The organism is Microbacterium sp. (genome assembly GCF_047607465.1).
GTDB lineage: Bacteria > Actinomycetota > Actinomycetes > Actinomycetales > Microbacteriaceae > Microbacterium.
Genome location: NZ_JASGCY010000082.1, coordinates 1 through 24,314, shown reverse-complemented (window position 1 = coordinate 24,314; position 24,314 = coordinate 1). Strand labels below are relative to the sequence as shown.

Genomic DNA, 24,314 nt, shown 5'->3' with positions numbered 1-24,314 from the left:
CGCCCTCGCCGTCCCGTCTGTCGGTTCAGATTCCGTCCGTCGGCTCAGATGGGAGAATCCGGCATGCAGACGGGTTCTGGGCATGCAGACGGCACCGCAGCTACCTGAGACACTCCGACGCCGATCCGGGATCGGCTCCGTCTTGAGGATCGCCCAGCGGGTCGTTGCAGCGTGATTCATCGCCTCATCGACGTCCTGCTGCGTTGTCAACCCGAGCTTGTTCCGCAGCACTCCCCCACTGCCGGGGATCGTGTACCGGTCGTCCTCAGCCACGGCCGACGGAGCGGTTCCGAGCGCGCTCCGTGAGGCGCGCGAGTGCACCGAGGGACGCCTCAGACCAGGGGCGGCGGATCGGATGCTCGGCGCAGCGCATCCTCGACGCTCGACTGCACGAGGGCCGACAGGTAACCCCCTGCGTTCTCGACGCCGATGGCGCGAAGGCGGGTGGTCGACTGCGCGATGATCGATCGCGAGAACGCGGTGACGGTCTCGATCGCGTCGGCGTAGGCCGCCCGATCGGCCTCGGCGATGACCACGGGCTCGCATCCGATCTCCACGGCGAGAGCCTGCGCGATCGGCAGCACCGCGGCCGGTGCGGTCACCGCCGCGTACCCCGCCTGCAGTTGGCGCAGATCGATCGAGGTACCGGTGAACGTGATCGCCGGGTGCACAGCCAGCGGGATCGCCCCGCGCTCGGCCGCGGGGCGGAGCACGTCGATGCCGTGTGCGGGGTCGGTGTGCAGCACGAGCTGCCCGAGCTGCCAGCCGCCCACCTCGGCGATGCCCGCGACGAGCCCTGGCAGCTGCTCGTGCGGCACCGCGATCACGACGAGCTCGCTGCGGCGCACGACCTCGACGGCGTCGAGCACGGGGACGCCCGGCAGCACGGCCGAGACGCGCTCGTCGTCGGACCCGCTCGTGATGCCGGTGAGCGCGTGCCCCGCGCCGGCGAGCGCCGCCCCGAGCACCGGGCCGACGCGACCGGCACCGATGATGCCGACGCCGAGACGCCCATCACGGCGCTGCGGCTCACTCACCCGCGCGCTCGCCCTGGTTCGGCGGGGTCGGATGCGGGGACGGCGGCGACGGAGGATCCGGCGGGGACGGCGGGACCGGCGGGGACGGCGGGACCGGCGGCGACGGAGGAACCGGCGGGGACGGCGGGGACGGCGGGGACGGCGGGACCGGCGGGGACGGCGGGACCGGCGGGGACGGAGGGACCGGCGGGGACGGAGGCGCCAGCGGCGGGGCCGCGACCGGCGGCTGCACGACCGGCGGCTGCGGCGGCGCGACCGGCGGCAACGGTGGGGCCGCGACCGGCGGCACGACCAGCGGAGCGTTCGGCGCCGGCGGGACCGACGACGGGCCCGGCATCGACGGGAACTGTCCGGCCGGCACCGCATCCGCGATCTGCCGGCCCTGCTCGCCCCAGCGATGGGTGCGGTCGCGCGCCGCGGCGAGGACCGCCGCGCGGCTGACCCCGTTGAGCAGTTCCAGCGCGTCGGCGCGCTCGAGACCGGAGAGGTGGCCGGTGATGGGGCCCATCACCGAGTGCACCTGCGCACCAGACACCCGCTGAGCGCGATCGATCGGCCCCTGCGTCAGCGACACGCCCTGCAGCCGGGCCAGCGGGAAGATGGCGAGCTTGCGCCAGATGATGCCCCTCCGCAGCAGCAGCCCGAACCCGGTCATCGCATACCCGTGCCGCTTCCACGACAGCGGCCGGCGCCACCACGCGCGCCGCGGCATCGTCCGGTACGGGTCGCCGGCGACCGGGCCGAGGATGCCGTGCTCCCAGACGAGCGGGATGTCCGCGGCCGGGGCGTCTGGCAGGATCAGCGACAGCACCCGCTCGACGTCGGCGCGCTTGCCGACGGGCAGCACGATGTTGAACTGCTGGTTGCTGCTCGACGCCTGCTGCGACGCGCTCTTGCCGCCCATGCGGTTGATGCGCACGGCCCACCATCCGAACGGCCGCCACAGCAGCGACTGCGAGACCTCGACGGCGAAGATGCGCCCCGGCGGCAGGGTCTCGGTGATCGTGGTGAGCAGTCCGTAGGTGATGCGCACGCCGTCGGGGGTCGGTGCGATCGAGTAGCGCAGCGACTTCGAGACCTGCGCCCAGGTGATGCCGACGACGGCGATGAGCATCGGGATCCCCATGCCGAGCGCGAGCCCGATGCCGATGACGCCGTCCAAGGGGTCGCCGTCGGCGATCGACCCGATCACCGCGCCGCCGATCGTCACGGCGAAAATCACGCCGAAGAAGACGAACCAGAGCGCGCCGACGATGATCTGCGAGCCGATCAGCCGTCCGGTGGGGATCTTGATCAGGGTCTCCGGCGCGACGTCCTGCACGTCGACGCCGTCGATCATCCCGGCGAGGCCGCTGTTGACCTCTTGGCGCACTTGGGCGACGAGGTGCGGCGACGCGGAAGCGGATGCCGCAGCATCCGCCTGTCTCGCCGAACGAGCGCCGGAGGCGAGCCGGAGGATGTCGGCGCGCACCGACTCGGCCCTGGAGGTGGCGAGGTACTCGAGCTCGACGTTCGCGTCGTTGCCGGCGCCGACCACCTCGAGCTTGGCGAGCCCGATGATCCGCGCGGGGAAGGGCCGGGTGAGGTTCACGCCCTGCACGCGGTCGAGCGGAGCCCGCCGGTGCGAGCGGAAGACGATGCCTTTGCGCACCTCGACGTGGTCGCCGGTGATGCGGAACTGCTGGAAGCGCCAGACCAGCCAGAACGCCACGACGAGCACGATGACGACGCCGAGGAGGCCGAGCAGCGCGAACAGGACCAGTCCGTTCGAGAACACCCAGTCGACGGGGTCTCCCCCGGGGTACTCGTCATAGCCCGCCCCGGGCTCGATGAGGTCGATCACCCAGGAGATAAGGCGATCGCGCATGTTCGCGATGAGGAAGCCGCCGACGACGATGAGCACCAGCCCGCCCTTGAACAGGGGGGTGAGCGGATGCATCCGATGCCACTCGCCATCGGCGAGCGTCGTCGATGCGGCGGGGGCCGCCTGCGGCTGCGGCGCGCTCACAGTCCGGTCCGACGCGTCTCGGCGACCTTGATGAGCGTGTCGCGCAGCGCCTCGGCGGCCGCCTGGGTGAGACCGGGGATCTGCACGCCGGTCGTCGCCGCCGCCGTCACCATCTTCAGCTGCGAGACGCCGAAGGCGCGATCCAGGGGCCCCTGGGTGATGTCGACGAGCTGCATGCGCCCGTAGGGGACGGCGATCATGCGCTGCCAGAGGATGCCCTTGCGGAAGACGATGTCGTCCTCGCGCAGCATGTATCCGATCGCGCGTGCCTGCCGGGGCAGGATGATGAGCGTGAGTAGGGTGATGAGCACGATGACCCCGGCGGGGATCAGCGCCCAGACCTGATGGAGCACGAACGCGACGACGAGTGCGGCCCCGGCGACGACGATGATGAAGAGCAGGTTCTGCACGATCTGCGACACGACGTAGCGCGGCGAGATCTGGTGCCACACGCCGTCGAGCTCGAGCCGGCCGTCGCTACGGGCCGTGCGCAGCTGCGTGTAGGTGCCGGCGTCGAGAGCCTGGTCAGTGACCGGTGCGGAGCTCACCGGGTCCGGGTTCAGGGGTCGGCTCTGCGGGTTCTCGGTCATCAGGGTCCTTCGGCAGGGTGCAGAACTGTTCGGCGACGAGGGCCGCGACCACCAGCACCGCAGCACTGGCGATCAGCGCGACCATCGCCACAGTCGACCCTACCGGCGCACTGACGGGGCGCGACAGGAGGAATGCCAGCAGCCCGCCCCCGAACCCGGCCAGGATCGCCCCGAGCAGGCTCGATGCCCGTGCGAGGGTCAGCGCCCTCGTCGCCCGGAACGGATCGATGCGGATGCCGGTGCGCACACTCCGGCGCACCGGCCACGCCAGTGCGAGGCAGGCGCCGCCGATGATCACGAGCAGCACTGGTAGCAGCGCCGACGGGGTGAACGTCGCCCGGCCGGTGGCGGTGAGCACCGTGTCGACGAGGAATCCGACGCCCCCGCCGAGCAGCGCGAGGACGACGACGAGACCGGCCGAGGTGCGCCTCACGAGCTCTCCCGACGTCGCAGCTCCTCGACGAGGTCGGCGACGCGCCCGTGCCCTGGGAGCACGGCGTCGGCATCGACCTCGAGCCACGGCTCGAGGACGAACAGCCTCTCGTGCGCCCGGGGATGGGGCACCAGCACCCGGGGATCGTCCGAGGTCTCGTCGCCGTAGGCGATGAGGTCGAGGTCGAGGGTGCGATCGCCCCAGCGCTCGTGCCGCTCGCGGCCGTTCTCGTCCTCGATGGCGTGGAGCATCCCGAGCAGGATGGCTGGCGCGAGGCGCGTGGTCACCAGCGCCACGGCGTTGACGTAGCCGGGCGCCTCGGGGTCGAAGCCGTCGAGCGTGAGCGCGACGGTCTCGTGAAGAGGGGAGAGCACGACGTCGTCGACGAGCGGGAGCCGGGCGATGCGCTGCGCCGCCTGGCGGATCGTCGCCTCGCGGTCGCCGAGATTGGCGCCGAAGGCGACGACGGCGACGGCTTCGGGGCGACGCGGCCCCGGCGCTGGCGGCTGCGGCGGATGCGTGAGGCTGCGGCTCATCGCGGCATCCCCTGGCGACCGCGGCGCACCGTCACGGCGACATCGGCGAAGGCGAGCGCGATCGGCGCGTGCGGCTTGTGCACGGTGACGGTCGCGAAGTGCACGCGCGGGTCTTCGAGGGCGACGTCGGCGATGCGCTGCGCGAGCGTCTCGATGAGGTTCACCGGCTCGCCGGCGACGACCGCCGCGACCTTCTCGGCCAGTTCGCCGTAGTGCACGGTATCGGCCACATCGTCGGATGCCGCGGCGTCGCGCAGCGGCATGGACAGGCGCAGGTCGATCGTGAAATCCTGGCCGTTCTCGCGCTCGTGGTCGTACACGCCGTGACGGCCGAAGACGGTGAGTCCGGTGAGGACGATCTCGTCGAGGACATCCATGTCAGCCCTCCCAGGCGTGTGCGATGGTCAATGCGTCGCGGGTGGCGGCCACGTCGTGCACGCGCACCGCCCAGACGCCGGCCCGCACCGCGAGCGCGCTGGTGACGGCCGTGGCGAGATCGCGCCGAGCCTCGGAGACCTCGGCCTCATCCCCTGGTGTCTGGGAGAGACGAAGGGTCTCCTCGAGGAACCGCTTCCGCGAGGTCCCGATGAGCACGCGCGGTCCGAGGGCGACGATCTCGTCGAGTCCGCGCAGCACGTCCCAGTTCTGCGCCGGGGCCTTGGCGAAGCCGATTCCTGGATCGACGATCATCCTCAACGGGGCGATGCCCGCTGCTGCGGCCTCCCCCATCCGTTCCTTCAGCTCGCCGGCGACTTCGCGCGCCACCCGGCGGTACTCGGCCCTCGCGTACATGTCGGCCGAGGGTCCGCGCCAGTGCCCGATCGCATAGTCCGCTCCCGACTCGGCGACGGCGGCCCGCATCTCGGGATCGGCGAGGCCGCCCGAGACGTCGTTGACGATGCGGGCTCCTGCCCGCACGGCTGCCACCGCCGTCGACGCGTTCAGCGTATCGATGCTCACGAGCGCTCCGGCCGCAGTGAGCTGCTCGATGACCGGGAGCACCCTGGCCTGCTCGACCTCGCAGCTCACTCGCTCAGCGCCGGGCCGCGTCGACTCCCCGCCGACATCGAGGACCGTTGCACCGTCGGCGCGCAGCCGCAACCCGTGCGCGACCGCGCGGTCGACGTCGAGGTAGCGCCCGCCGTCGCTGAACGAGTCGGGCGTGACGTTGACGATCCCCCAGATCTCCGTCATCCGTCCGACGCTCCCTGCCTGACCGACGCGCCGATCAGGGCGATGAGCTCGGCGCGGGCGACGGCATCCGTGTACTCCCCGCGGGCGGCGATGGTGAGCATCGACGCCTCCGGCTGGCGTCCGCCACGCATCGTGACGCAGCCGTGGTTCGCGTCGAGCACGACGAGCACGCCCCGGGTGTCGAGGTGCTCGACGATCGTGTCGGCGACCTGTTCGCCCAGGCGCTCCTGCACCTGCGGGCGGGCGGCGAGGATCTCGACGACCTTCACCAGGGCGCCGAGACCGACGACCTGTTCTCCGGGCAGGTACGCGATGTGCGCGCGGCCGGCGAACGGCAGCAGGTGGTGCTCGCACACAGAGCGGAACCGGATGTCGCGCAGCAGCACCGCACCGGAGGGAAGCGTGTCCGGCGCCGGGCCCCGCGTCACGCTGATCGTGCGCGCGAGGGGGGCGGCCGCATCCGCTCCCACTCCCGAGAAGAACTCGGAGTAGAGCTCGCCCATGCGCGCCGGCGTCTGCTTGAGACCCGGTCGGTCTGGGTCCTCGCCGATCGCTTCGAGAAGCTCGCGGGTGAGGCGTTCGACGCGTTCCCGGTCGACGGCCACGGTCACGCCGTCGCTGGACGGGGGTTGCCTGCTCCGGCGGAGCCAGCCTGCGTGCGGGGGGCGACCGCGGGGGCCTCGACGGATGCCGCGAGCGAGACATCCTTCTTCGGCACCTCGATCGGCGGTCGCTCCGACACCGGCCGGTCCTCGCTCGAGAGCCACAGCGGACGCTCGGGGAGCTTGCGCACGTCTGTGAAGATCTCGGCGATGCGGTTGTGATCGAGGGTCTCCTCCTCGAGCAGCGCGAGGGCGAGCCGATCGAGGATGTCGCGGTTGTCGCTGATCACCTGGTAGGCCTCGTTGTGGGCCTGCTCGATGAGGGCGCGCACCTCGACGTCGACGCGCTCGGCGATCGACTCGGAGTACTCGCGGCCTCGACCCATGTCGCGGCCGGCGAAGGGCTCTCCGCCCTCGGAGCCGAGCTTGACCGGGCCGAGCTCGGTCGTCATGCCGTACTCGAGCACCATCTTGCGGGCGATCGAGGTGGCCTTCTCGATGTCGTTCGAGGCGCCGGTGGTGGGGTCGTGGAAGACGATCTCCTCGGCGACGCGGCCGCCCATCGCGTAGGTGAGCTGGTCCTGCAGCTCATTGCGGGTGACGGAGTACTTGTCATCCAGCGGCAGCACCATCGTGTAGCCGAGCGCCTTGCCCCGAGGCAGGATCGTGATCTTCGTCACCGGGTCGGTGTAGTTCATCGCCGCGGCGGCGAGCGCGTGCCCGCCCTCGTGGTACGCGGTGATGAGCTTCTCCTTGTCCTTCATGACGCGGGTGCGGCGCTGAGGCCCTGCGATCACGCGGTCGATGGCCTCATCGAGCGCCCGGTTGTCGATGAGCTGCGCGTTCGAGCGGGCGGTGAGGAGGGCGGCCTCGTTGAGCACGTTCGCGAGGTCGGCGCCGGTGAACCCAGGGGTCTTGCGCGCCACGACCTCGAGGTCGACGCTCTTCGACAGCGGCTTGCCCTTGGCGTGCACCTCGAGGATCTTCTGGCGTCCCTTGAGATCGGGGGCGTCGACGCCGATCTGGCGGTCGAAGCGCCCTGGGCGCAGGAGCGCGGGGTCGAGGATGTCCGGGCGGTTCGTCGCGGCGATCACGATGACGTTCGCGTTCGGGTCGAAGCCGTCCATCTCGACGAGCATCTGGTTGAGCGTCTGCTCGCGCTCGTCGTTGCCGCCGCCGAGGCCGGCGCCGCGGTGACGGCCGACCGCGTCGATCTCGTCGATGAAGATGATGGCTGGCGCGTTCTCCTTGGCCTGGTTGAACAGGTCGCGCACGCGCGAGGCGCCGACGCCGACGAACATCTCGACGAAGTCGGATCCCGAGATCGAGTAGAACGGGGCGCCCGCCTCGCCGGCGACGGCGCGGGCGAGCAGCGTCTTTCCGGTTCCTGGCGGGCCGTACAGCAGCACGCCCTTCGGGATGCGGGCGCCGATCGCCTGGAACTTCGCCGGGTCCTGCAGGAACTCCTTGATCTCATGGAGCTCCTCGATCGCCTCGTCGGCGCCGGCGACGTCGGCGAACGTGACCGTCGGGGTCTCCTTGCTGACGAGCTTGGCCTTGGACTTGCCGAACTGCATGACCTTGCCGCCGCCGCCCTGCATCGAGGAGAGCAGCCACCAGAAGAGCAGGCCGAGCAGGAGCATCGGGATGAGGAGGGAGAGGAAGCCGTCGAACCAGCTGGCCCGCGGAACGGCGTCGTTGTACCCCTCCTTCGGGCTCGCCTCGTCGATCGCCGCGACCACGTCGGCGGCACGCGCCTCGACGTAGTAGAACTGCACGGTCTTGGACCCCTCGAACTCCTTCGAGAGGGTCATGTCGACACGCTGGTCGCCATCGGTGTTGACCACCTCGGTGACTGTGTTGCCGGCGAGCAGCTCCAGGCCCTCCTGGGTGGTGATCTGCTTGGGGCCGGCGAGGTTCGAGATCAGCAGGAACCCGCCGACGAAGAGCACGCCGATCAGCGCGGCGTAGATCAGCGGATTCCGGGTGAGCTTCTTCACATCCATGGTCGAATCAGAGTATCGCGCGCGCCCTTGCCCTCCGCTGTGCGTTCACCCACGGCGTAGCGATGAACGCAGCCTCGCTCACCGGCCGGTGGCGTGCTCGGCCCCCAGGTGCAGCACCGCCTCGGCCAGAGCCTGGATGCCGACGGCGACGTCGGCCGCCGCGACGGCCTCGTCCGGATGGTGGCTGATGCCGTCCGGATTGCGCAGGAACAGCATCCCGACGTCGGCGATCCCGGCGATGGCCATGCCGTCGTGGCCGGCGCGGCTGAAGATGGTCGCCGGGTCGTCCGCCCCGGCCGGCAGCGTGCTGAGCACGCCCTCGCGCACGACGTCCTGCAGGATCGGCGCGCAGAACACCGCAGGGGCGGCGTGCACCTCGCGCGCCCGCCAACGCAGCCCGCGACGCCCCATGATCTCGTCCAGGTCGCGGGAGATCGCGCTCCACACGCGGTCGCGCGAGCCGTCCAGCTCGCCGCGCAGGTCGAGGCTGAGCCGCGCCTCGCCCGGCACGATGTTCACCGCGCCGGGATAGGCCTCCAGTTGCCCGACGGTGCCGACGATGTGGTGCTCTGCACGGCAGATCCGCTCCACCGCCAGTGCTGCCTCGCTGGCGCCGAGCAGCGCATCCCTGCGCGACTCATAGGGCGTGCCACCGGCATGCCTGGCCTCCCCCTCCACCACGATCTGGAACCGCCGTGCCCCCGCGATCGAAGACACGACCGCCAACGACTCCCCTCGACGGTCCAGCTCCGGGCCCTGCTCGATGTGCGCCTCCAGGTAGCCGACGAGCTCCTCCGGCGACCGCGCGGCCTCGCCGACACGACCAGGATCCAGGCCGAAGTCGCGGAACGCCTCTCGGAGCGTGACGCCGGCGGCATCCGTCAACGCCCACCACTCGTCGCGCCAGGAGCCTGCGACGGCCGATGAGCCGAGCAGCGCCTTGCCGAACCGAGTGCCCTCTTCGTCCGAGAAGGCGATCACCTCCAGCGCGAACGGCAGCGGCACCGTCGCCTCGAGACCCCCCTCTCCTGGCACGCGCAGCAGCCGGACGACCTCCAGTGCCATCAGCACGCCGACGATGCCGTCGAAGCGGCCGGCATCCGGCACGGTGTCCAGATGAGAGCCGAGCATGAGCGCCGGGGCATCCCGATCGCCGCGGTCGATCCGACCGACCTGGTTGCCTGCGGCATCCTGCCGGGTGGACATCCCGATCTCGCGCATCCACTCCGCCACCAGACGGTTCACGCGCGCGTGCTCGGGCGAGAGGTAGATGCGCTCGATCCCCTCACCCGGAGTCGCGGTGACCCTGGCGAGCTCATCGCATCGCGCCATCACCCGGCGAGCCGCGACCTGGATCCGATCGCGGTCGACGCCGATCAGGCGTCCAGGCATCCTCACGCCCCCCGGTAGACGTCAGCAGCGGCTTCGACCCCGCCACCCACCGGCACCGGGGCGCCGAACCGCCGAAGCACGGCCTCCAGCGCCGCCAGCGTCGTCAGCACGGCGTCCTTGCGGGCGTTGTAGCCCATCGTCCCGATCCGCCACACGCGACCGTGCAGCGGCCCGAAGGAGGTGCCGATCTCGATCGCGAAATCGTCCAGCAGCGCGGCGCGGGCGGTGTCGCCGGGCACGCCGTCCGGGATCTCCACGGCGACGACGTTGTTCATCTTGTGCGCCACGTCGCCGAACACCGTGAGCCCGAGGCCCCGCACACCGGCGAGCATGGCCTCGCCGGCCAGCCGGTGCCTCTCGATCACCGCTTCGCGGCCCTCTGCCAGCAGCAGCCGCGCGCACTCGCGTGCGCCGTAGAGCATCGAGGTGGCCTCGGTGTGGTGGTTCAGCCGACGCGGCCCCCAGTAGTCCAGGATCATCCCGAGGTCGAAGTAGTTCGAGCGCACGAAGTCCGCGGCATCCGGGTCGTCCTGCTCGCGGATGCCGGCCTCGATCCGCTTGCGGGAGGAGATCACCGCGACGGCGCGATCGGACAGCGTGATCGGGGAGGAACCGGACGGCCCGCCGAGGCACTTCTGCAAGCCTGCCGTGGCGGCATCCAGCCCCCACGCATCGGTCTCGAAGTCGTTGCCGCCCAGGGATGCCGTGGCGTCGCTGTAGAACAGGACCCCGTGCCGCGCGCAGACCGCGCCCACCTCGTCCAGCGGCTGGTTCATCGTGGTGGAGGTGTCGCCCTGCACCAGGGCGAGCAGATGCGGCTTGACCCGCACGATCGCCTCCTCGATGGCCGACACCGGAAACACCTGCCCCCACCCGGTCTCGATGATGTGCACCTCGGCCATCGCGCGCTCGGCGATCTCGGCGAGCAGGTGCCCGAAGCGGCCGAACACCGGTACCAGCACGCGGTCGCCGGGGCGCAGCAGCGAGACCAGGGCCGCCTCGATGCCGGCGCGGGATGTGCCGTCGATGAGCAGGGTGGCGTCATTCCGGGTCGCCCACACGCTGCGGTACAGCTCCTGGGTCTCGACCATCGCGCTCGTCATGAACGGGTCGTACTGCCCCACCAGGGGCGCGGACATCGCCCGCAGCACTCCGGGGTACGCCGAGATCGGGCCGGGGCCCATCAACAGGCGATGCGGCGGGTCGATCGGTCCGAGATCGGTCACGATGCAGTTCCTCTCTGGTCGGGGTCGATCCGGCGGCGCGTGGATTCCTCGAGGCGTCGGGCCAGCCGCACGAGCGCGATGTCGGTGCCCTCCGCCGAGATGAGCGCGACGCCGACGGGTGCGGGGCCGAGGGCGGAGGCCACCGTGAGCAAAGGCGCCGACAGCGACGGCAGCCCGCCGATCGCGGCCGGCGTCGTCATCCGCAGGGTCGCGGCACGCACAGCGGCGACCCTGTCCCCGGTGTGCGTGCGCATCGGCGCAGGACCTGGAACGGTCGGCATGATCAGCACGCCTCGTCGCACCAAAGCCTGAAGCCGATCGCGCAGGACGCTCAGCCGGCCGCGTGCGGCGGCCTCGTCCTCTGCGGTGACGGCGGCGGCGTCGCGGAACCGCTCGGCGACGGCCGGGCCGACAGCCCCTGGGTGCTCTCGCAGCCAGTCGCCGTTGTTCCGCCAGGCCTCCGCGCCCTGCACGGTGCGGAACGCGCCCAGGTACTCGTCGAGATCGCCGATGCTCACGGACTCGATCTCGGGGGCGTCGCCCACGGCGGCGATTTGCGAGAGGAACCGCTCGAAGGCGGCCCCGGTCTCGGGTTCGGCAGCGGCGACGGCCTCCTCCACGACCAGCAGCCGCCACGGCAGGTCGGCGCCGGAGGGGCCGTACACGCTCTCGGTCGACTCGGAGCCGTCGTAGCTGAGGCACCAGTCGGCGACGCGCTGCAGGGTCGCCGAGTCGCGGGTGAGCCAGCCGACGGTGTCGAAGGACTGCGCCAGCGGCAGCAGACCCTGCCTCGGCACGAGTCCGTGCGTTGTCCGAAGGCCCCACAGCCCCTGATACGAGGCCGGAACGCGGATGGAGCCTGCGGTGTCGGTCGCGAGACCGATCTCGGCCTGCCCCGTGGCGACAGCGGATGCCGGACCGCTCGACGATCCGCCAGGCAGCGCCCCCGGCAATGCGCCGTTGGGCGGAGTGCCGTAGTGCACGTTGTCGCCCGCGATGCTGTAGGCGAACTCGTCGGTGCGCGCGATGCCCCGAAGAGACGCGCCGCCTCGGAGCAGGTCTGCCACCGCCGGCGCCGTCGTGGTCTCGGGCCGGGAGTCGTCGAGGAAGGCGGGCACGCCGGCGCCGATGCGGTAGCCCTTGATCGCGAACAGGTCTTTCACGGCGACCGTGAGGCCTGCGAGCGGGCCGTCCCAGGCGCCCTGGAACAGAGGGTCGCCCACCATCCGCCACACCGAGCGATCCAGCGCCTGCGCGCGGGCCGTCACGTGGGCGGCGGTGATCACCCAGCATCCGTCCCGCGTCTCCCACAGCTGCGTCTGCAGGCCGGTGCCACCGCCGACGAACCGCGACACGGACACGAGGAGTGCGGCATCCGCGCTGAGCGCGCGGTGCTCGATGCGCTCGATCACGCGCGCTGGCACACCGCCACGGATGCCGCGGAAGGCCGAGATCGCGTCGTGGCCGACGAGCAGGCCGGCCGCGTCGCCGCGGATCGTGTCGGGTCCGGGCGCGAACGCCGCGTCGAGGGCCTCCAGGTCGTTGGCGAGGATCGCATCCTCGTACGCCCAGAACGCCGCGAGCAGGTCGGCGGGCACGCTCTGTGCACCACGCGGGGCCACGCGCTCAGCCACGCGACACCTCCGCGAAGTCGGACTCCCGGATGCGGGCATGCACCCCGCACACGATGTCGACCACCTGCGAGATGTCGAAGTCGCAGGCGGCACTGAGATAGGCGTAGGCCAGGTGCTCGTCCAGGCCCCAGCGGGCGCGGATCAGCGCGATGGCGGCACGAACGCAGGCCCGCATCGCCTCGTTGAGATCAGGGTCGAGTCCGGTGGGGACCAGGTACCCTGCGGCCCGGATCAGGGGACCTGCGACCTCGCCGAACTCGTCTCGCGCCTGCGCAGCCGGCACCACATCGAAGCGCAGCGTCGCGCGCAACGAGGCCTCCAGCGCCGTGAGCGCCACCTCGCCGTCACCCTGCGCGAAGTGCGGGTCGCCGACGTAGGCCAGCGCGCCCTCGACCTGCACCGGGAGGTAGAGCACTGCGCCCTCCACCAGCAGGTTCACATCGATGTTGCCGCCGTGCGCACCGGGCGGCACGGAGTGCGGCCTCTCGTCCGCGGCCACCGCCACGCCCATCGTGCCCAGGAACGGGGCGAGCGGGAACGCCACGATGCGCTGGCCGCCCTCGGTGACCGGAAGCGCCCCGACCAGAGCGTCCGCCCGGCGCTCGACCGGGGTGAAGACGCTGACGTTCCCCGCCCCGCGGGGAAGCTCGCCGACCAGCGCGCCCTTGCCGTGCCGGTTCGAGATGACGCCATAGGGCACTCGGGGCACCAGGCGCTCGACGGTGATGCGCAGCAGGTCGCCGGGCTGTGCGCCCTCGATGAGGATCGGGCCGGTGACGACGTGCGGGCCGTCGGCCGCCGGATCGCGCGAGAGAGCTGCGGCGATCTCGATCGCGTCGTCGAGCACGGCCGACGCCGGCACGCCGTGGCCGGTGAAGTAGGCCAGCGGATCCTTGCCCTGGTCCTCCAGGATGCCCTCGTGGCTCACCGTGTCGATCGTCACGGTCGTACCAGCGGGGATGCTCAGCACAGGGGCATCCGCACGGCAGGGCAGCCGCCCCCACAGCACGGTCTCAGGGGTGGCGGGCAGGTAGGTGTCGCCGGGGATCTCCCCCTCTCCGCGCTGCAGCACCGGCAGATCGGCGAGCACCAGCTCTGCCGCATCTCTCGTCGTCATCTCCCCGCTCCCGTCTCCGCGAGCTTCTGCGCCCGCGCGTCTTCGCCCGTCGCTGCCGACAGCAGCGTGCCCGATGGTTCTCCGCGGAAATCCGGAGACTCCCCGGCTCCCCCCTCCGATGCGTCGAACACCAGGTCGCCGTGCAACCAGGTGCGCCGGATGCGTCCCTTCAGCACGCGGCCATCGTAGGCGGAGATCGGGTTGCGGTGCCGAAGCCGACGCGCGTCGACCGGCAACGAGTCGTCCACGCCGAACACGGTCAGGTGCGCCGGGGCTCCCTCAGCGAGCACGCCGGCCCCCGCAAGCCCTGCCACCGCTGCGGGTCCGGCGGTGAACAACGGTACGAGGGCGGAGAGCGGGATGCCGCGACGGCGCGCCTCGGTCCACACCGCGGACAGGCCGACCTGCAGACCCGAGATGCCGCCCCAGGCCAGGCCGAAGTCGCCACCGCCGGTCGTCTTGAGCTCCACGGTGCTGGGCGAATGGTCGCTCACGATCGCGTCGATGGAGCCGTCGACGACGCCTTCCCAGAGCAGGTCCCGGTTGGCGGCTTCGCGGATCGGGGGGCAGCATTTGAAGGCCGCGGCCCCCGCCGGGATGTCCTCGGCGGCGATGGTCAGGTAGTGCGGGCAGGTCTCGACCGTCAGCGGCAGGCCTTCGGCCTTCGCGGAGCGGATGGCCGCCAACGAGCCGGCGTCGCTGAGATGGAGGATGTGGGTGCGGCATCCGGTGCGCCGAACGCCGTCGATGACGGTTGCGATCGCCGACGCCTCGCTCTCCGGCGGACGCGATTGCAGGAAAGCGGCGTAGTCGGCGCCGAGCGCGCGGTCACCGCCGAGCAGCGCAGGGTCCTCGGCGTGCACGATCAGCCGCGATCCGAGCGCCGCGATCTCGGTCATGGCCGCGATCAGCTGCTCCTGGTCGAGATGACCGAATTCGTCCACGCCGGAGGGCGAGAGGAAGCACTTGAAACCGAACACCCCGGCCCGGTGCAGCGGGGCGAGTGCGCCGAGGTTGCCCGGCACCGCACCGCCCCAGAATCCGATGTCGACGTACGCCGAGTGCGCGGCCGCGCCGCGCTTGATCTTCAGCGCCTCGACCGTGGTCGTCGGCGGGATCGAGTTCAGCGGCATATCGACGATCGTGGTCACGCCACCGGCGGCAGCGGCGAGTGTGGCCGAGCGGAAGCCCTCCCACTCCGTCCGCCCCGGCTCGTTCACGTGCACGTGCGCGTCGACGAGACCTGGCAGCAGCACGGCATCGTCCGGCACACGGATGAGGGGGCCGCGTCGGTGGACGGGCGCGCCGATGCGGGCGATCACGCCGCCCTCGACCTCGACCTGCGCTGGGCGGAAGGCACCGTCGATCCAGGCGTTGGCCGCCTGGATCGTGAGTCCCGTGTGTGCCACGTCATCCTCCGTCTGTGAACCTATCGCTTAACCTCACGCTAGACCGCTCGTGTTGCGCCGATGTTTCCCCCTGGGCTGCGTCATCGACACGACAGTTGTAACGCCCCGGAAATCCGGTATCCGGTACCGTCTCGGCATGGACCTCGACCAGTTCAACCAGGCCAGCCCCGCCGAGGCCTCCGCCGCAGCGAGCGTCTGGGTTGCCATCCCCGCGTGGGTCGAGCAGGTCGTCTCAGGCCGGCCGTACGCCTCGGTGGACGAGGCAGCGGATGCCGCCGAGACCGCCTCGCGGACGTGGGATGCCGCCGACCTCGATGCCGCGCTGGCGCACCACCCGCGCATCGGTCAGCGCCCCACAGGCTCCGGCGCCGAGGCCGACGCCTCGCGCCGGGAGCAGGCGTCGATGGCCGGCACATCCGCTGCGATCGCTGACGAGATGGCCGCAGCGAACGCGGCGTACGAAGAGCGCTTCGGACGCGTCTTCCTGATCCGCGCCGCCGGCCGGTCGCCCGAAGAGATGCTCGCCGAGGCCCTCCGCAGGCTCGGCAACGACGATGCGGCAGAGGCCACCGAGTCCCTCGCGCAACTGCGCGAGATCGCCCTGCTGCGACTTCGACAGACCCTGCACACGCCCGATTCGACAGCGGAGGCCCGACGATGACCAGCCATCTGACCACGCACATCCTGGATGCCGCCTCCGGCTTCCCCGCCGCCGGCGTCGCCGTCGTGCTGCACACGTCCGACGGGACCGAGATCGAGCGGGGGGTCACCGACGACGACGGACGTCTCGGGATCGGACCGGAGGTGCTCGGCCCGGGTGAGTACACGCTCGTCTTCGACACCGCCGGGTATTTCGCGGGGCAGGGTGTCCCGACCTTCTACCCCTCGGTGAGCGTGGCGTTCACGGTGTCCGATCGCCCGCACTACCACGTGCCGCTGCTGCTCAGCCCGTTCGCGTACTCCACCTACCGCGGCAGCTGAGAGCGATCAGCCGACCTCGGTGTCTTCGCGATCGGCGCCTTCGCGCCAGTTGCGCAGGGTGAGCCAGATGGCGCAGGCACTGACATCGGGCGACTCATTGACGACACGGTGCGGGCGGGTGGCCCAGAACGACAGCGCCTCGCCGGGGCCGAGCTGCACCGAGCCCTCGGAGAACTCGAAGAGCAGCGTCCCGCTCAGGACGCGCCCCACCTCGTACCCCTCGTGCACGAGCATGGCGCCATCGACACTGGAGGTCGTCAGCGGTGGATAGACGGTCTCGAAGAAGTCCACGCCGTCGATGCGGGTCGGCGTCAGCCGACGGTAGATGACGCCCTGCCCCAGGGTCATCTCCGCCTGACCGCCCTGGACGACGACACCGGGGATCGGCTCGCTGACCTCGCCGCCATCCACCGACACCGGTCGGAGCACGTCCGAGTCCTCGAAGATCGCCGAGACGGGCACCCCGAGCACGCTGACGAGCTCGACCAGGCGGTTCACAGACGGCTGCATGATCCCGGTCTCGATCTGCGAAAGCGCGCTGGAGGAGATGCCGACCGCCTCTGCGACGGAGCGCAACGAGCGACCGGACCCGGTGCGCAGTTGACGCAGCCGTCCCCCGATCGATGCCGCCGTCTGCCGCTCTGACACGCGCACTCCCTCTGCCGTGCCGCAGATGAGACGCGGCGACGCCAGAATACCGCGCCGCGACGCCGATCGGCGCTCATCAGTTGAAACGACCTCTTAACAGGACCGTAATCGATCCGGACATGTTAAGGCATAGCTTCACAGTTAGGCGCCCGATTCACCGCCGGGGGCGAACACCGAGAGGACGACATCCTGATGACCGATGTGAGCGTGACCCTGGGATCGAACAAGTACGGCAAGGCCGAGAACCGTGTGGTGCGCATCGTGCGCGACACGGCACGGCACGAGATCATCGACCTGAATGTGACGTCGCAGTTGCGCGGCGAGAAGCTGGTCGACTCCTACCTGACGGGCGACAACAGCCTCGTCGTCGCCACAGACACACAGAAGAACACGGCCTTCGCCTTCGCCAAGGAGTACGGAATCTCTTCGCCGGAAGAGTTCCTGCTCAAGCTCGGCGCCCACTTCACCGGAGAGTTCGACTGGATCGAGGGCGGGCTCTGGCAGGCCGAGAAGTACGAGTGGGAGCGCATCGTCGTCGATGGCGCCGGACACGACCACTCCTTCGTCCGCAAGGGCCAGGGCACGCGCCTTGCCACCGTGCAGATCGTGGACGGCGAGACCCACGTCACCGGTGGCGTGAAGGACCTCGTGGTGCTGAAGTCCACCGGCAGCGAGTTCGCCGGCTTCCCGCGCGACAAGTACACCACGCTGGTCGAGACCAATGACCGGATCATGGCGACCTCGGTCACCGGCCGCTGGCGTTACCTGCCTGAGGCCGTCGAGGCCGACATCGACTACAACGGCCTGTACGAAGAGGTCACCGCCATCCTCCTGTCGACCTTCGCCACCGTGCACTCCCTCGCACTGCAGCAGACACTGTTCGAGATGGGCAAGGCGGCGATCACGGCGCGCCCGGAGATCGCCGAGGTGCGTTTCGCCATGCCCAACAAGCATCACTTCGTGTACGACCTGAGCCCGTTCGGCCTGGAGAACCCCAACGAGGTCTTCATCGCCGCCGATCGCCCCTACGGGCTGATCGAAGGAACCGTCATCCGCGACGGCGCCTCCCCCACCCCTGCCGCCTGGCTCGACGTGCCCACCTTCATCTGAGCCGTCGTACGCGCGCCTGGTACGCCCCGGCGCGCACGAGGAATCGAGGAACCATGACAACCTCCCCCACCGTCAAGAACAAGAAGACCAGATCCAAAGCCGCCACCGGCCGCCCGGAGGACGAGCGCCTCGGCCTCGGGCCCACCTTCGGCTATGGCATCCAGCACATCCTCGCGATGTTCGGCGGCGTGATCGCCGTTCCGCTCATCGTCGGCGGCGCCGCAGGGCTCGACACCGCAGAGCGGGCGCTGCTCGTGGCATGCGGGCTGTTCGTGAGCGGCCTGGCCACCATGCTGCAGACGCTCGGCGTGCCGTTCTTCGGCGCCCAGCTCCCGCTCGTGCAGGGCACCTCCTTCGCCGCCGTGTCCACCATGCTCGCGATCATCGGCGATGACGGAGGTGAGGGCCTGCAGCACGTCTACGGCGCGATCATCGCAGCCGCCGTCATCGGCCTGGTGATCACGCCGTTCTTCGCCCGCGTCGTCAGGCTGTTCCCGGCCGTCGTCACCGGATCGATCATCACCGTGATCGGGCTGTCGCTCATGCCCGTCGCCGCAGGATGGATCACCGGCCAGGCGACGATCACCGTCGACGGCGAGGTGGTGGACAACCCCAACTTCGCCGCGCTCGACAACATCGGCCTTGCCCTGTTCACCCTGCTGGTGGTGCTGGTGCTCAGCAAGATCCCGATGCTCTCCCGGCTCGCTGTGCTGCTGGGACTGGCGATCGGCACGATCGTCGCTCTCATCATCGGCAAGGTCGACGTCTCGCCGGTCGGCGAAGCGGCGGTGTTCGCATTCCCGCAGCCGTTCGCGTTCGGCATGCCGATCTTCGAGATCGGCGCCATCATCTCGATGTTCATCGTAATCCTGGTGATCATGGTCGAGACGACGGCCGACCTGCTCGCCGTCGGCGAGGTCGTCGGCACGAAGGTCGACTCCCGGCGCGTCGGCGACGGCCTGCGCGCCGACATGATCTCCACGGCCATCGCCCCGGTGTTCAATGCCTTCCCCGCATCCGCCTTCGCTCAGAACGTCGGTCTGGTCGCACTGACAGGTATCAAGAGCCGCTTCGCCGTGGCCGCCGGCGGCGTCGTGCTGCTCGTGCTCGGCCTTTCGCCGATGGCATCCGCTGTGTTCAGCCTGATCCCCGGCCCCGTCCTCGGCGGCGCCGGCGTCGTGCTGTTCGGAACGGTGGCAGCCAGCGGCGTGCGGACGCTGTCGAAGGTGTCCTACGCGGGCAACAACAACCTCGTGATCGTGGCGACCTCGCTCGCCTTCGGGCTGATCCCGGTGGTCTCGTCCGACTTCTGGCACGCCTTCCCGTCGTGGTTCGTGACGATCTTCCACTCCGGCATCAGCTCGGCTGCCATCGTGGCAGTGCTGTTGAACCTGTTCTTCAACGTATTCCTCCCCGGAACGCCCGAGGAACCAAGCGACCTGGCCGCCGCCCCTGCCCTGCAGGTGCAGACGACGGAGATCAAGGTGCTCCGCAGCGGAGGCACCCTCGAACCCGACTCCTACGAGCTGGACGGACGCATCGAGGGCACCCGCGCGAAGGACCCCGACGACACGCACTGACGTTCGGGGATTTGCCGCAGGGCGCGGGTCCGCTTCCAGGGAAGAGCGGATCTGCGCCCTGTGTTTGTTCGTCCGGGAGCGCTCAGCTGTACACGTGCGGTGCGAGCACCGCCACGTCGCGCAGATTGCGGTAGCGCTCGCCGTAGTCGAGGCCGTAGCCGACGACGAAATCGGTGGGGATGTCGAAGCCCACGTACCTGCAGTCGATCTCGACTTTGGCGGCTTCCGGCTTGCGCAGCAGCGCCAGCACCTCGATCGATTCGGCGCCGCGCGAAGCGAAGTTCTCCAGGAGCCAGCTCAGCGTCAGGCCCGAGTCGATGATGTCCTCGACGATGAGCACGTGCTTGCCGTGCAGGTCGGTGTCGAGGTCCTTGCGGATCTGCACGACGCCGCTCGACTTCGTGCTCGCACCGTAGCTCGAGACCGCCATGAAGTCGACGGGTGCGTGAAACGGCAGCGCGCGGGCGAAGTCGGCCATCACCATGACGGCGCCCTTGAGCACGCCGACGAGGAGCAGGTCCTTACCCTCGTAGTCGGCGGCGACGCGCAGGGCGAGCTCATCGAGCTTGGCGCGGATCTCCTCCTCTGTGACGAGGATCTCGGCAAGGTCGTCCTGGATGTCCGCGGCGCGCATGGATCGATTTTAGGTGATCGGAACGGATGCCGTGCCCCGCGGCATCCGGGTATCCTCAGCGCAGGGGCACAGACGCCCCGAGTACCCGGAAGGAACCACCATGGCCCTTGACGACCTCCTCTCGCAGGTCCCGATCGACGACATCGCGAAGAAGCTCGGCGTCTCCACCGACGTCGCCCGCGAGGCGGTGCAGCAGGGCGGTGCGGTGCTGCTGGGCGGTCTCGCGAAGAACGCCTCCACCGAGGAGGGCTCCTCGGCGATCGAGAACGCCCTCAAGCGCCATGAGGGCGCATCCGGCGTCCGCTCCGTCGACGAGGTCGACGAGGCCGACGGCGGCAAGATCGTCTCGCACATCCTCGGGGCAGACAAGCAGCAGGTCGCCGAGAAGCTCACGCAGTCGGACAAGACCGCCGGCATCGACTTCGGCAAGCTCCTGCCGATCCTGGCGCCCATCATCATGGGCCTCATCGCGAACGCGAACAAGGACAAGAAGGCGGAAGACGCAAGCTCCAGCGGCGGCATCGGCGACATCATCGGAGGGCTCCTCGGCGGCGGCAGCGAGAGCAGCTCCGGCGGCGGCGGCATCGCAGACGTGCTCGGGGGACTCCTCGGCGGCGGCTCTGGCGGCGGGATCGGCGATCTTCTCGGCGGCCTCTTCGGCGGCAAGAAGTAGCGTCCCCCGCTCGCTCCGCGAGGGAGTGCCGGGGATCGAGACGAAACGTCTCAGCGCGCCGTGAAGACGACCCTTCCGCCGACGCGTGCGGCGGAGCATCCTGGAAGGTCGATCGGCCCCTGACCCGACCAGTCGGTCACGAGCCGGGCGACCTCCAGGGTCTGCGTGCGGGTCAGCGCGGCGCCGAACTCGCTCGATGCGACGAGACGGATGATCCGGTTGCGCAGCGCCGCGGGGTTCGCGGCGAGGGCGGCGGCGCTGACGGAGATCCCCGCCTCCGCGTGCTCGACGATGTCCTCGATCGTCTCGTGGATCATCTCGTCGAAGGCCTCGGCGTCCTCGCGCAGCTGCTCGGCGGTGCGGGCGAGCGCCTCGGCGATGCCCGGACCGAGCTCGGCTTCCAGCACCGGCAGCACGCTCCGGCGCACGCGGACGCGCGCGAAGCGGTCGTCGGCGTTGTGCGGGTCCTCCCAGACCTCCAGAGCGGATGCCGCGCAGAACGCCCTCGTCCGCTCACGCCGCACGCCCAGGAGCGGTCGCACCCAGCGCACGCCGTCCTCGTCCTCCCTGACCGGCGCCATGCCCTGAAGGCTCGTCGCCCCCGAACCGCGGGCGAGGCCCAGCAGCACGGTCTCGGCCTGGTCATCGAGGGTGTGGCCGAGCAGCACCGCGGCAGCGCCGATGTCGAGGGCGGCGTCACGCAGCACGCCGTAGCGCGCCTCGCGCGCCGCGTTCTCCGGCCCCCCCGCAGAGCCGACGTCCACGGTGACGACGAGGGGATCCAGTCCGAGGGAGCCGGCGGTCTGCGCGGCACGGCGGGCCACGGCATCCGACCCCTCCTGCAGGCCGTGGTCGACCGTCAATGAGGCCGCCCGCAGGTCCAGCGCCCGCGCCTCGAAGCCGACGGCGGCGGCGAGGGCGAGGGAGTCCGCGCCGCCCGAGACCGCGACGAGCACGACGGATCCTGCGGGCAGATCGGCGAGCGCCGTGCGAACGGCGAGGCGGATCTCGGCGATGGCGGGGTCGAGGGAGGGCACGGTACGACGTTAGTCGCGTCGGCGCTGTCCTGGGCGACGTTCTCGGTCATGAACGCCCTCCAGCACCGGCCGACCTGCGCGGGTAGGCTGGTGCCGGCATCCACCCGTCTTTTCCTGAGGAGCACATTCATGGGCGCACACGACGCCGTCATCGAGATCCCGCGCGGCAGCCGCGTGAAGTATGAGGTCGACCACGAGACCGGACGAGTGCACCTCGACCGCGTGCTGTACACGACCTTCGGCTACCCCGCCGACTACGGCTACTTCGACAACACACTCGGCGAAGACGGCGATCCCCTCGACGTGCTGGTGCTCCTCGACCACGCCATCTACCCCGGCGTCGTCGTCGAGGTGCGCCCCGTCGCCGTGCTCAAGATGAGCGACGAGGCCGGTGGCGACGACAAGCTCGTCGCCGTGCTGTCGAAGGACCCCCGCTGGGCCCACATCCAGGACGTCGACGACCTGGCGGAGTACACCAAGAAGGAGATCTCGCACTTCTTCGAGCACTACAAGGACCTCGAGCCGGGCAAGTGGGTCAAGGTCGATGAGTGGGGCGACGCCGCCGAGGCGCAGCGCATCCTCGACGAGGCGATCGTCCGTTTCGGCGAGCAGGGTCACTGACCCGCATCCGGCTAATACGACGAATCCCCCGGTCGCTCTGCGGCCGGGGGATTCCTCGTCGTGCGGTGCGTCGCAGACGAAGAGCGGATGCTCAGACCGAGATGCCCCGCGCGGCGAGGAAGTCGATGGGGTTCGTCGTGCGTCCGTTGATGTAGACCTCGAAGTGCAGGTGGCAGCCGGTCGACGCGCCGGTCGTGCCGGAGTAGGCGATGACCTGACCGGCTTCGACCCACTGACCGCTGCCGACGGCGAAGCCCCCTGGACGGATGTGCGCGTAGCCCGAGGCCACACCGCCGCCGTGCTGGATGCGGATGTAGTTGCCGTACCCGCCGTTGTAGAAGGCCGCGTCGACCGTGCCCGCGTGCGCGGCGTAGATCGGCGCTCCGCATCCGTTGGCGAGGTCGACGCCGTAGTGGAAGCTCGAGCAGGAAGGGCAGGGCTTGACGCGGGGACCGTAGCCGGAGCTGCGGTATCCGCCGTGCGGCCGCACCCAGCCGTCGGCGCCGACGACAACGCCACCGCCTCCACCGCCGTTGTTCTCCTGGTTCCTCTTGTTCTCCTCCTCCTGGCGGCGGCGCTCTTCCTCCTCACGGACGCGGACGCCCTCCTGGTAGGCGGCGACCGTGGTCGCAGTGGCGTCCTTGAGGGCGGCGAGCTGCGCTTGCATCGTGGCGAGGTTCGTCGTCTGCTCGTCGAGAGCCGCCTGGGCGGCGTCGGCCGCGGCCTGCGCCTCGATCATCTTCTGCTCGGCGATCTTCTGCAGGCGGTCGCGCTCGTCACGGGCGAGAACGGCCTGATCGCTGAGCGACTGCGCGGTGTTGCGCGCCTGGACGGCGGTGTCGTAGATCTTCTGCGTGTAGGCGTAGACCTTGTCCATCGTGCCCAGGCGCGACAGCAGCTCATCGGCGTTCTTCGACGACCCGGAGAAGAACAGTTCGAGCGAGGTGTCATCGCCGCCGGCGCGGTAGAGCTGGGTGGCGACCTGCGCCGCCTTGCGCTCCGCCTCATCGGCCGTCGCCGCCTGGACGTCGGCCTTGGACTGCAGTTCGTCGGCGCGGGCGGCGGCGTCGAAGAACTCCTGCTGCGCTTCGAAGAACGCGGCCCCCGCGGCCTCGGCCGCGGCCTGCGTCTCGGCGACGCGCTGCGTGAGCGCGTCGATGAGACCCTGGATGCGGGTGATCTCGGCGGCCTTGGCGGCCTCACTGGCCATGGCGTTCTGCACGTCGTCCCAGCTGGGGTACTCCGCGGCGTAGGCTGCGGAGATCCCCGTGCCGACGCCGAAGGCGCTGAGCGCGACGGCGCCGAGCGCTCCGAGGCCGAGTGCGTGGCGGCGGCTGAACCGGCCGCCCCAGAGGGCGCGCTGCTCCGCGGGCGTAGGGGCGCACCCGCAGTCTTCGGATGCCGCCTCCGCGCTCTCTGCGATCGTTGGCTTGTCGTTCACACGGCCCCTTCCGCCGGTTTCACTCATGCCACAGTAGCAACAACTTTCACATCCGCAACAGGTATGGCGACTGTTCTCCCCGGCATGGCGAACACAACCATCGTCCTCCTGAACACGCCCGGGCGGAAGCGGACGCGCCCTCGATTCGCGATTTCGGCATCGCATCGCTTATGCTTGAGCGTCGGCAAGGAAGTCCCCCGGGACTGACTCGGCCCCATCGTTTAGCGGCCTAGGACGCCGCCCTTTCACGGCGGTAGCACGGGTTCGAATCCCGTTGGGGTCACCCTTCCGATATAATCGAAAACAGTATGGCCCTGTAGCGCAGTTGGTTAGCGTGCCGCCCTGTCACGGCGGAGGTCGCGGGTTCAAGTCCCGTCAGGGTCGCTCTAAGCGACGGGCCTTCTT

At 70.3% G+C, this 24,314-nt stretch carries 24 protein-coding genes and 2 tRNA genes; 8 read left to right on the top strand and 18 right to left on the bottom strand.

The features are described from left to right. Positions 1-332: 332 nt before the first annotated feature. The 14 genes from QM568_RS11825 to allB all read right to left on the bottom strand — a co-directional run bounded on the left by QM568_RS11825 (position 333) and on the right by allB (position 15,184). Entirely contained in the window at positions 333-1,037 is a 705-nt protein-coding gene (locus QM568_RS11825; protein WP_415139048.1) for a DUF2520 domain-containing protein, read from the bottom strand. Continuing rightward, on the bottom strand, positions 1,030-3,045 hold the full coding sequence (locus QM568_RS11820; protein WP_415139046.1) for a PH domain-containing protein: 2,016 nt from the start codon (positions 3,043-3,045) through the stop codon (positions 1,030-1,032). The genes QM568_RS11825 and QM568_RS11820 overlap by 8 nt, the downstream gene beginning before the upstream one ends. Next, positions 3,042-3,635: a PH domain-containing protein gene (locus tag QM568_RS11815; RefSeq protein WP_415139044.1), complete on the bottom strand. Its 594-nt coding sequence runs from the start codon at positions 3,633-3,635 to the stop codon at positions 3,042-3,044. The genes QM568_RS11820 and QM568_RS11815 overlap by 4 nt, the downstream gene beginning before the upstream one ends. After that, entirely contained in the window at positions 3,571-4,068 is a 498-nt protein-coding gene (locus QM568_RS11810) for a DUF3180 domain-containing protein (protein WP_415139042.1), read from the bottom strand. Before QM568_RS11810 ends, QM568_RS11815 begins: the two co-directional genes overlap by 65 nt. Next, positions 4,065-4,604, bottom strand: coding sequence for a 2-amino-4-hydroxy-6-hydroxymethyldihydropteridine diphosphokinase (gene folK, locus QM568_RS11805; protein ID WP_415139040.1), 540 nt, complete (start codon positions 4,602-4,604; stop codon positions 4,065-4,067). Before folK ends, QM568_RS11810 begins: the two co-directional genes overlap by 4 nt. Beyond that, positions 4,601-4,981 (bottom strand): dihydroneopterin aldolase, encoded by a 381-nt coding sequence (gene folB / locus QM568_RS11800; RefSeq protein ID WP_415139038.1) that lies wholly within the window; start codon positions 4,979-4,981, stop codon positions 4,601-4,603. Before folB ends, folK begins: the two co-directional genes overlap by 4 nt. Before the next feature lies 1 nt (position 4,982). Beyond that, entirely contained in the window at positions 4,983-5,798 is an 816-nt protein-coding gene (folP, locus tag QM568_RS11795) for a dihydropteroate synthase (RefSeq protein WP_415139036.1), read from the bottom strand. Next, positions 5,795-6,403, bottom strand: a complete 609-nt coding sequence (folE, locus tag QM568_RS11790; RefSeq protein ID WP_415139133.1) for a GTP cyclohydrolase I — start codon at positions 6,401-6,403, stop codon at positions 5,795-5,797. The genes folP and folE overlap by 4 nt, the downstream gene beginning before the upstream one ends. Positions 6,404-6,405: 2 nt before the next feature. After that, on the bottom strand, positions 6,406-8,406 hold the full coding sequence (gene ftsH / locus QM568_RS11785) for an ATP-dependent zinc metalloprotease FtsH (protein WP_415139034.1): 2,001 nt from the start codon (positions 8,404-8,406) through the stop codon (positions 6,406-6,408). A 78-nt stretch (positions 8,407-8,484) separates the two neighbouring features. Further along, positions 8,485-9,798, bottom strand: coding sequence for an allantoate amidohydrolase (locus tag QM568_RS11780; protein WP_415139032.1), 1,314 nt, complete (start codon positions 9,796-9,798; stop codon positions 8,485-8,487). A gap of 2 nt (positions 9,799-9,800) precedes the next feature. Further along, a complete protein-coding gene (locus tag QM568_RS11775) occupies positions 9,801-10,982 on the bottom strand; it encodes a pyridoxal-phosphate-dependent aminotransferase family protein (RefSeq protein ID WP_415139131.1) in 1,182 nt (393 codons plus the stop codon). A 38-nt stretch (positions 10,983-11,020) separates the two neighbouring features. Further along, positions 11,021-12,658: an AtzH-like domain-containing protein gene (locus QM568_RS11770; protein ID WP_415139030.1), complete on the bottom strand. Its 1,638-nt coding sequence runs from the start codon at positions 12,656-12,658 to the stop codon at positions 11,021-11,023. After that, positions 12,651-13,775: an acetamidase/formamidase family protein gene (locus QM568_RS11765; RefSeq protein WP_415139028.1), complete on the bottom strand. Its 1,125-nt coding sequence runs from the start codon at positions 13,773-13,775 to the stop codon at positions 12,651-12,653. The genes QM568_RS11770 and QM568_RS11765 overlap by 8 nt, the downstream gene beginning before the upstream one ends. After that, positions 13,772-15,184: an allantoinase AllB gene (gene allB, locus QM568_RS11760; RefSeq protein WP_415139026.1), complete on the bottom strand. Its 1,413-nt coding sequence runs from the start codon at positions 15,182-15,184 to the stop codon at positions 13,772-13,774. Before allB ends, QM568_RS11765 begins: the two co-directional genes overlap by 4 nt. A gap of 136 nt (positions 15,185-15,320) precedes the next feature. Here allB and uraD point away from each other — a divergent pair, with 136 nt between their 5' ends. Next, on the top strand, positions 15,321-15,845 hold the full coding sequence (uraD, locus tag QM568_RS11755) for a 2-oxo-4-hydroxy-4-carboxy-5-ureidoimidazoline decarboxylase (protein ID WP_415139024.1): 525 nt from the start codon (positions 15,321-15,323) through the stop codon (positions 15,843-15,845). Next, positions 15,842-16,165, top strand: coding sequence for a hydroxyisourate hydrolase (gene uraH, locus QM568_RS11750; protein WP_415139022.1), 324 nt, complete (start codon positions 15,842-15,844; stop codon positions 16,163-16,165). Before uraD ends, uraH begins: the two co-directional genes overlap by 4 nt. Positions 16,166-16,171: 6 nt before the next feature. Here the strand turns inward: uraH and QM568_RS11745 are convergent, their stop codons facing one another. After that, a complete protein-coding gene (locus QM568_RS11745; RefSeq protein WP_415139020.1) occupies positions 16,172-16,813 on the bottom strand; it encodes a helix-turn-helix domain-containing protein in 642 nt (213 codons plus the stop codon). A 192-nt stretch (positions 16,814-17,005) separates the two neighbouring features. Between QM568_RS11745 and pucL the strand changes: the two genes are divergently transcribed. Both pucL and QM568_RS11735 read left to right on the top strand, forming a co-directional pair. Then, positions 17,006-17,923, top strand: coding sequence for a factor-independent urate hydroxylase (pucL, locus tag QM568_RS11740; RefSeq protein ID WP_415139018.1), 918 nt, complete (start codon positions 17,006-17,008; stop codon positions 17,921-17,923). Between the two features lie 53 nt (positions 17,924-17,976). Beyond that, positions 17,977-19,503 (top strand): nucleobase:cation symporter-2 family protein, encoded by a 1,527-nt coding sequence (locus tag QM568_RS11735; protein WP_415139016.1) that lies wholly within the window; start codon positions 17,977-17,979, stop codon positions 19,501-19,503. Between the two features lie 82 nt (positions 19,504-19,585). On the opposite strand, the gene hpt is transcribed toward QM568_RS11735, so the two are convergent. Next, positions 19,586-20,137 (bottom strand): hypoxanthine phosphoribosyltransferase, encoded by a 552-nt coding sequence (gene hpt, locus QM568_RS11730; RefSeq protein WP_415139014.1) that lies wholly within the window; start codon positions 20,135-20,137, stop codon positions 19,586-19,588. 100 nt (positions 20,138-20,237) lie between these two features. On the opposite strand from hpt, the gene QM568_RS11725 reads away from it, so the two are divergent. Continuing rightward, on the top strand, positions 20,238-20,810 hold the full coding sequence (locus QM568_RS11725; RefSeq protein WP_415139012.1) for a DUF937 domain-containing protein: 573 nt from the start codon (positions 20,238-20,240) through the stop codon (positions 20,808-20,810). Positions 20,811-20,860: 50 nt separating this feature from the next. On the opposite strand, the gene tilS is transcribed toward QM568_RS11725, so the two are convergent. After that, positions 20,861-21,847 carry a tRNA lysidine(34) synthetase TilS gene (gene tilS / locus QM568_RS11720; protein ID WP_415139010.1) on the bottom strand — a complete coding sequence of 329 codons (987 nt, stop codon included), beginning with the start codon at positions 21,845-21,847 and terminating at the stop codon, positions 20,861-20,863. Between the two features lie 129 nt (positions 21,848-21,976). On the opposite strand from tilS, the gene ppa reads away from it, so the two are divergent. Beyond that, positions 21,977-22,468, top strand: coding sequence for an inorganic diphosphatase (ppa, locus tag QM568_RS11715; protein ID WP_415139008.1), 492 nt, complete (start codon positions 21,977-21,979; stop codon positions 22,466-22,468). Positions 22,469-22,559: 91 nt separating this feature from the next. Here ppa and QM568_RS11710 read toward each other — a convergent pair whose 3' ends face one another. Next, positions 22,560-23,909, bottom strand: coding sequence for a M23 family metallopeptidase (locus tag QM568_RS11710; RefSeq protein WP_415139006.1), 1,350 nt, complete (start codon positions 23,907-23,909; stop codon positions 22,560-22,562). Positions 23,910-24,119: 210 nt separating this feature from the next. Between QM568_RS11710 and QM568_RS11705 the strand changes: the two genes are divergently transcribed. Beyond that, positions 24,120-24,192 (top strand) — tRNA-Glu (locus QM568_RS11705). 27 nt (positions 24,193-24,219) lie between these two features. Beyond that, positions 24,220-24,293, top strand: a tRNA-Asp gene (locus QM568_RS11700). The last annotated feature ends 21 nt before the right edge of the window (positions 24,294-24,314 follow it).

Excerpts from the sequence above, each read along its gene's own strand:
- QM568_RS11815 (WP_415139044.1), bottom strand. The coding sequence starts at position 3,635 with ATGACCGAGAACCCGCAGAGCCGACCCCTGAACCCGGACCCGGTGAGC.
- folK (WP_415139040.1), bottom strand. The coding sequence starts at position 4,604 with ATGAGCCGCAGCCTCACGCATCCGCCGCAGCCGCCAGCGCCGGGGCCG.
- folB (WP_415139038.1), bottom strand. The coding sequence starts at position 4,981 with ATGGATGTCCTCGACGAGATCGTCCTCACCGGACTCACCGTCTTCGGC.
- folP (WP_415139036.1), bottom strand. The coding sequence starts at position 5,798 with ATGACGGAGATCTGGGGGATCGTCAACGTCACGCCCGACTCGTTCAGC.
- ftsH (WP_415139034.1), bottom strand. The coding sequence starts at position 8,406 with ATGGATGTGAAGAAGCTCACCCGGAATCCGCTGATCTACGCCGCGCTG.
- QM568_RS11780 (WP_415139032.1), bottom strand. The coding sequence starts at position 9,798 with ATGCCTGGACGCCTGATCGGCGTCGACCGCGATCGGATCCAGGTCGCG.
- QM568_RS11775 (WP_415139131.1), bottom strand. The coding sequence starts at position 10,982 with ATGGGCCCCGGCCCGATCTCGGCGTACCCCGGAGTGCTGCGGGCGATG.
- QM568_RS11765 (WP_415139028.1), bottom strand. The coding sequence starts at position 13,775 with ATGACGACGAGAGATGCGGCAGAGCTGGTGCTCGCCGATCTGCCGGTG.
- uraD (WP_415139024.1), top strand. The coding sequence starts at position 15,321 with ATGGACCTCGACCAGTTCAACCAGGCCAGCCCCGCCGAGGCCTCCGCC.
- uraH (WP_415139022.1), top strand. The coding sequence starts at position 15,842 with ATGACCAGCCATCTGACCACGCACATCCTGGATGCCGCCTCCGGCTTC.
- pucL (WP_415139018.1), top strand. The coding sequence starts at position 17,006 with ATGACCGATGTGAGCGTGACCCTGGGATCGAACAAGTACGGCAAGGCC.
- QM568_RS11735 (WP_415139016.1), top strand. The coding sequence starts at position 17,977 with ATGACAACCTCCCCCACCGTCAAGAACAAGAAGACCAGATCCAAAGCC.
- hpt (WP_415139014.1), bottom strand. The coding sequence starts at position 20,137 with ATGCGCGCCGCGGACATCCAGGACGACCTTGCCGAGATCCTCGTCACA.
- QM568_RS11725 (WP_415139012.1), top strand. The coding sequence starts at position 20,238 with ATGGCCCTTGACGACCTCCTCTCGCAGGTCCCGATCGACGACATCGCG.
- ppa (WP_415139008.1), top strand. The coding sequence starts at position 21,977 with ATGGGCGCACACGACGCCGTCATCGAGATCCCGCGCGGCAGCCGCGTG.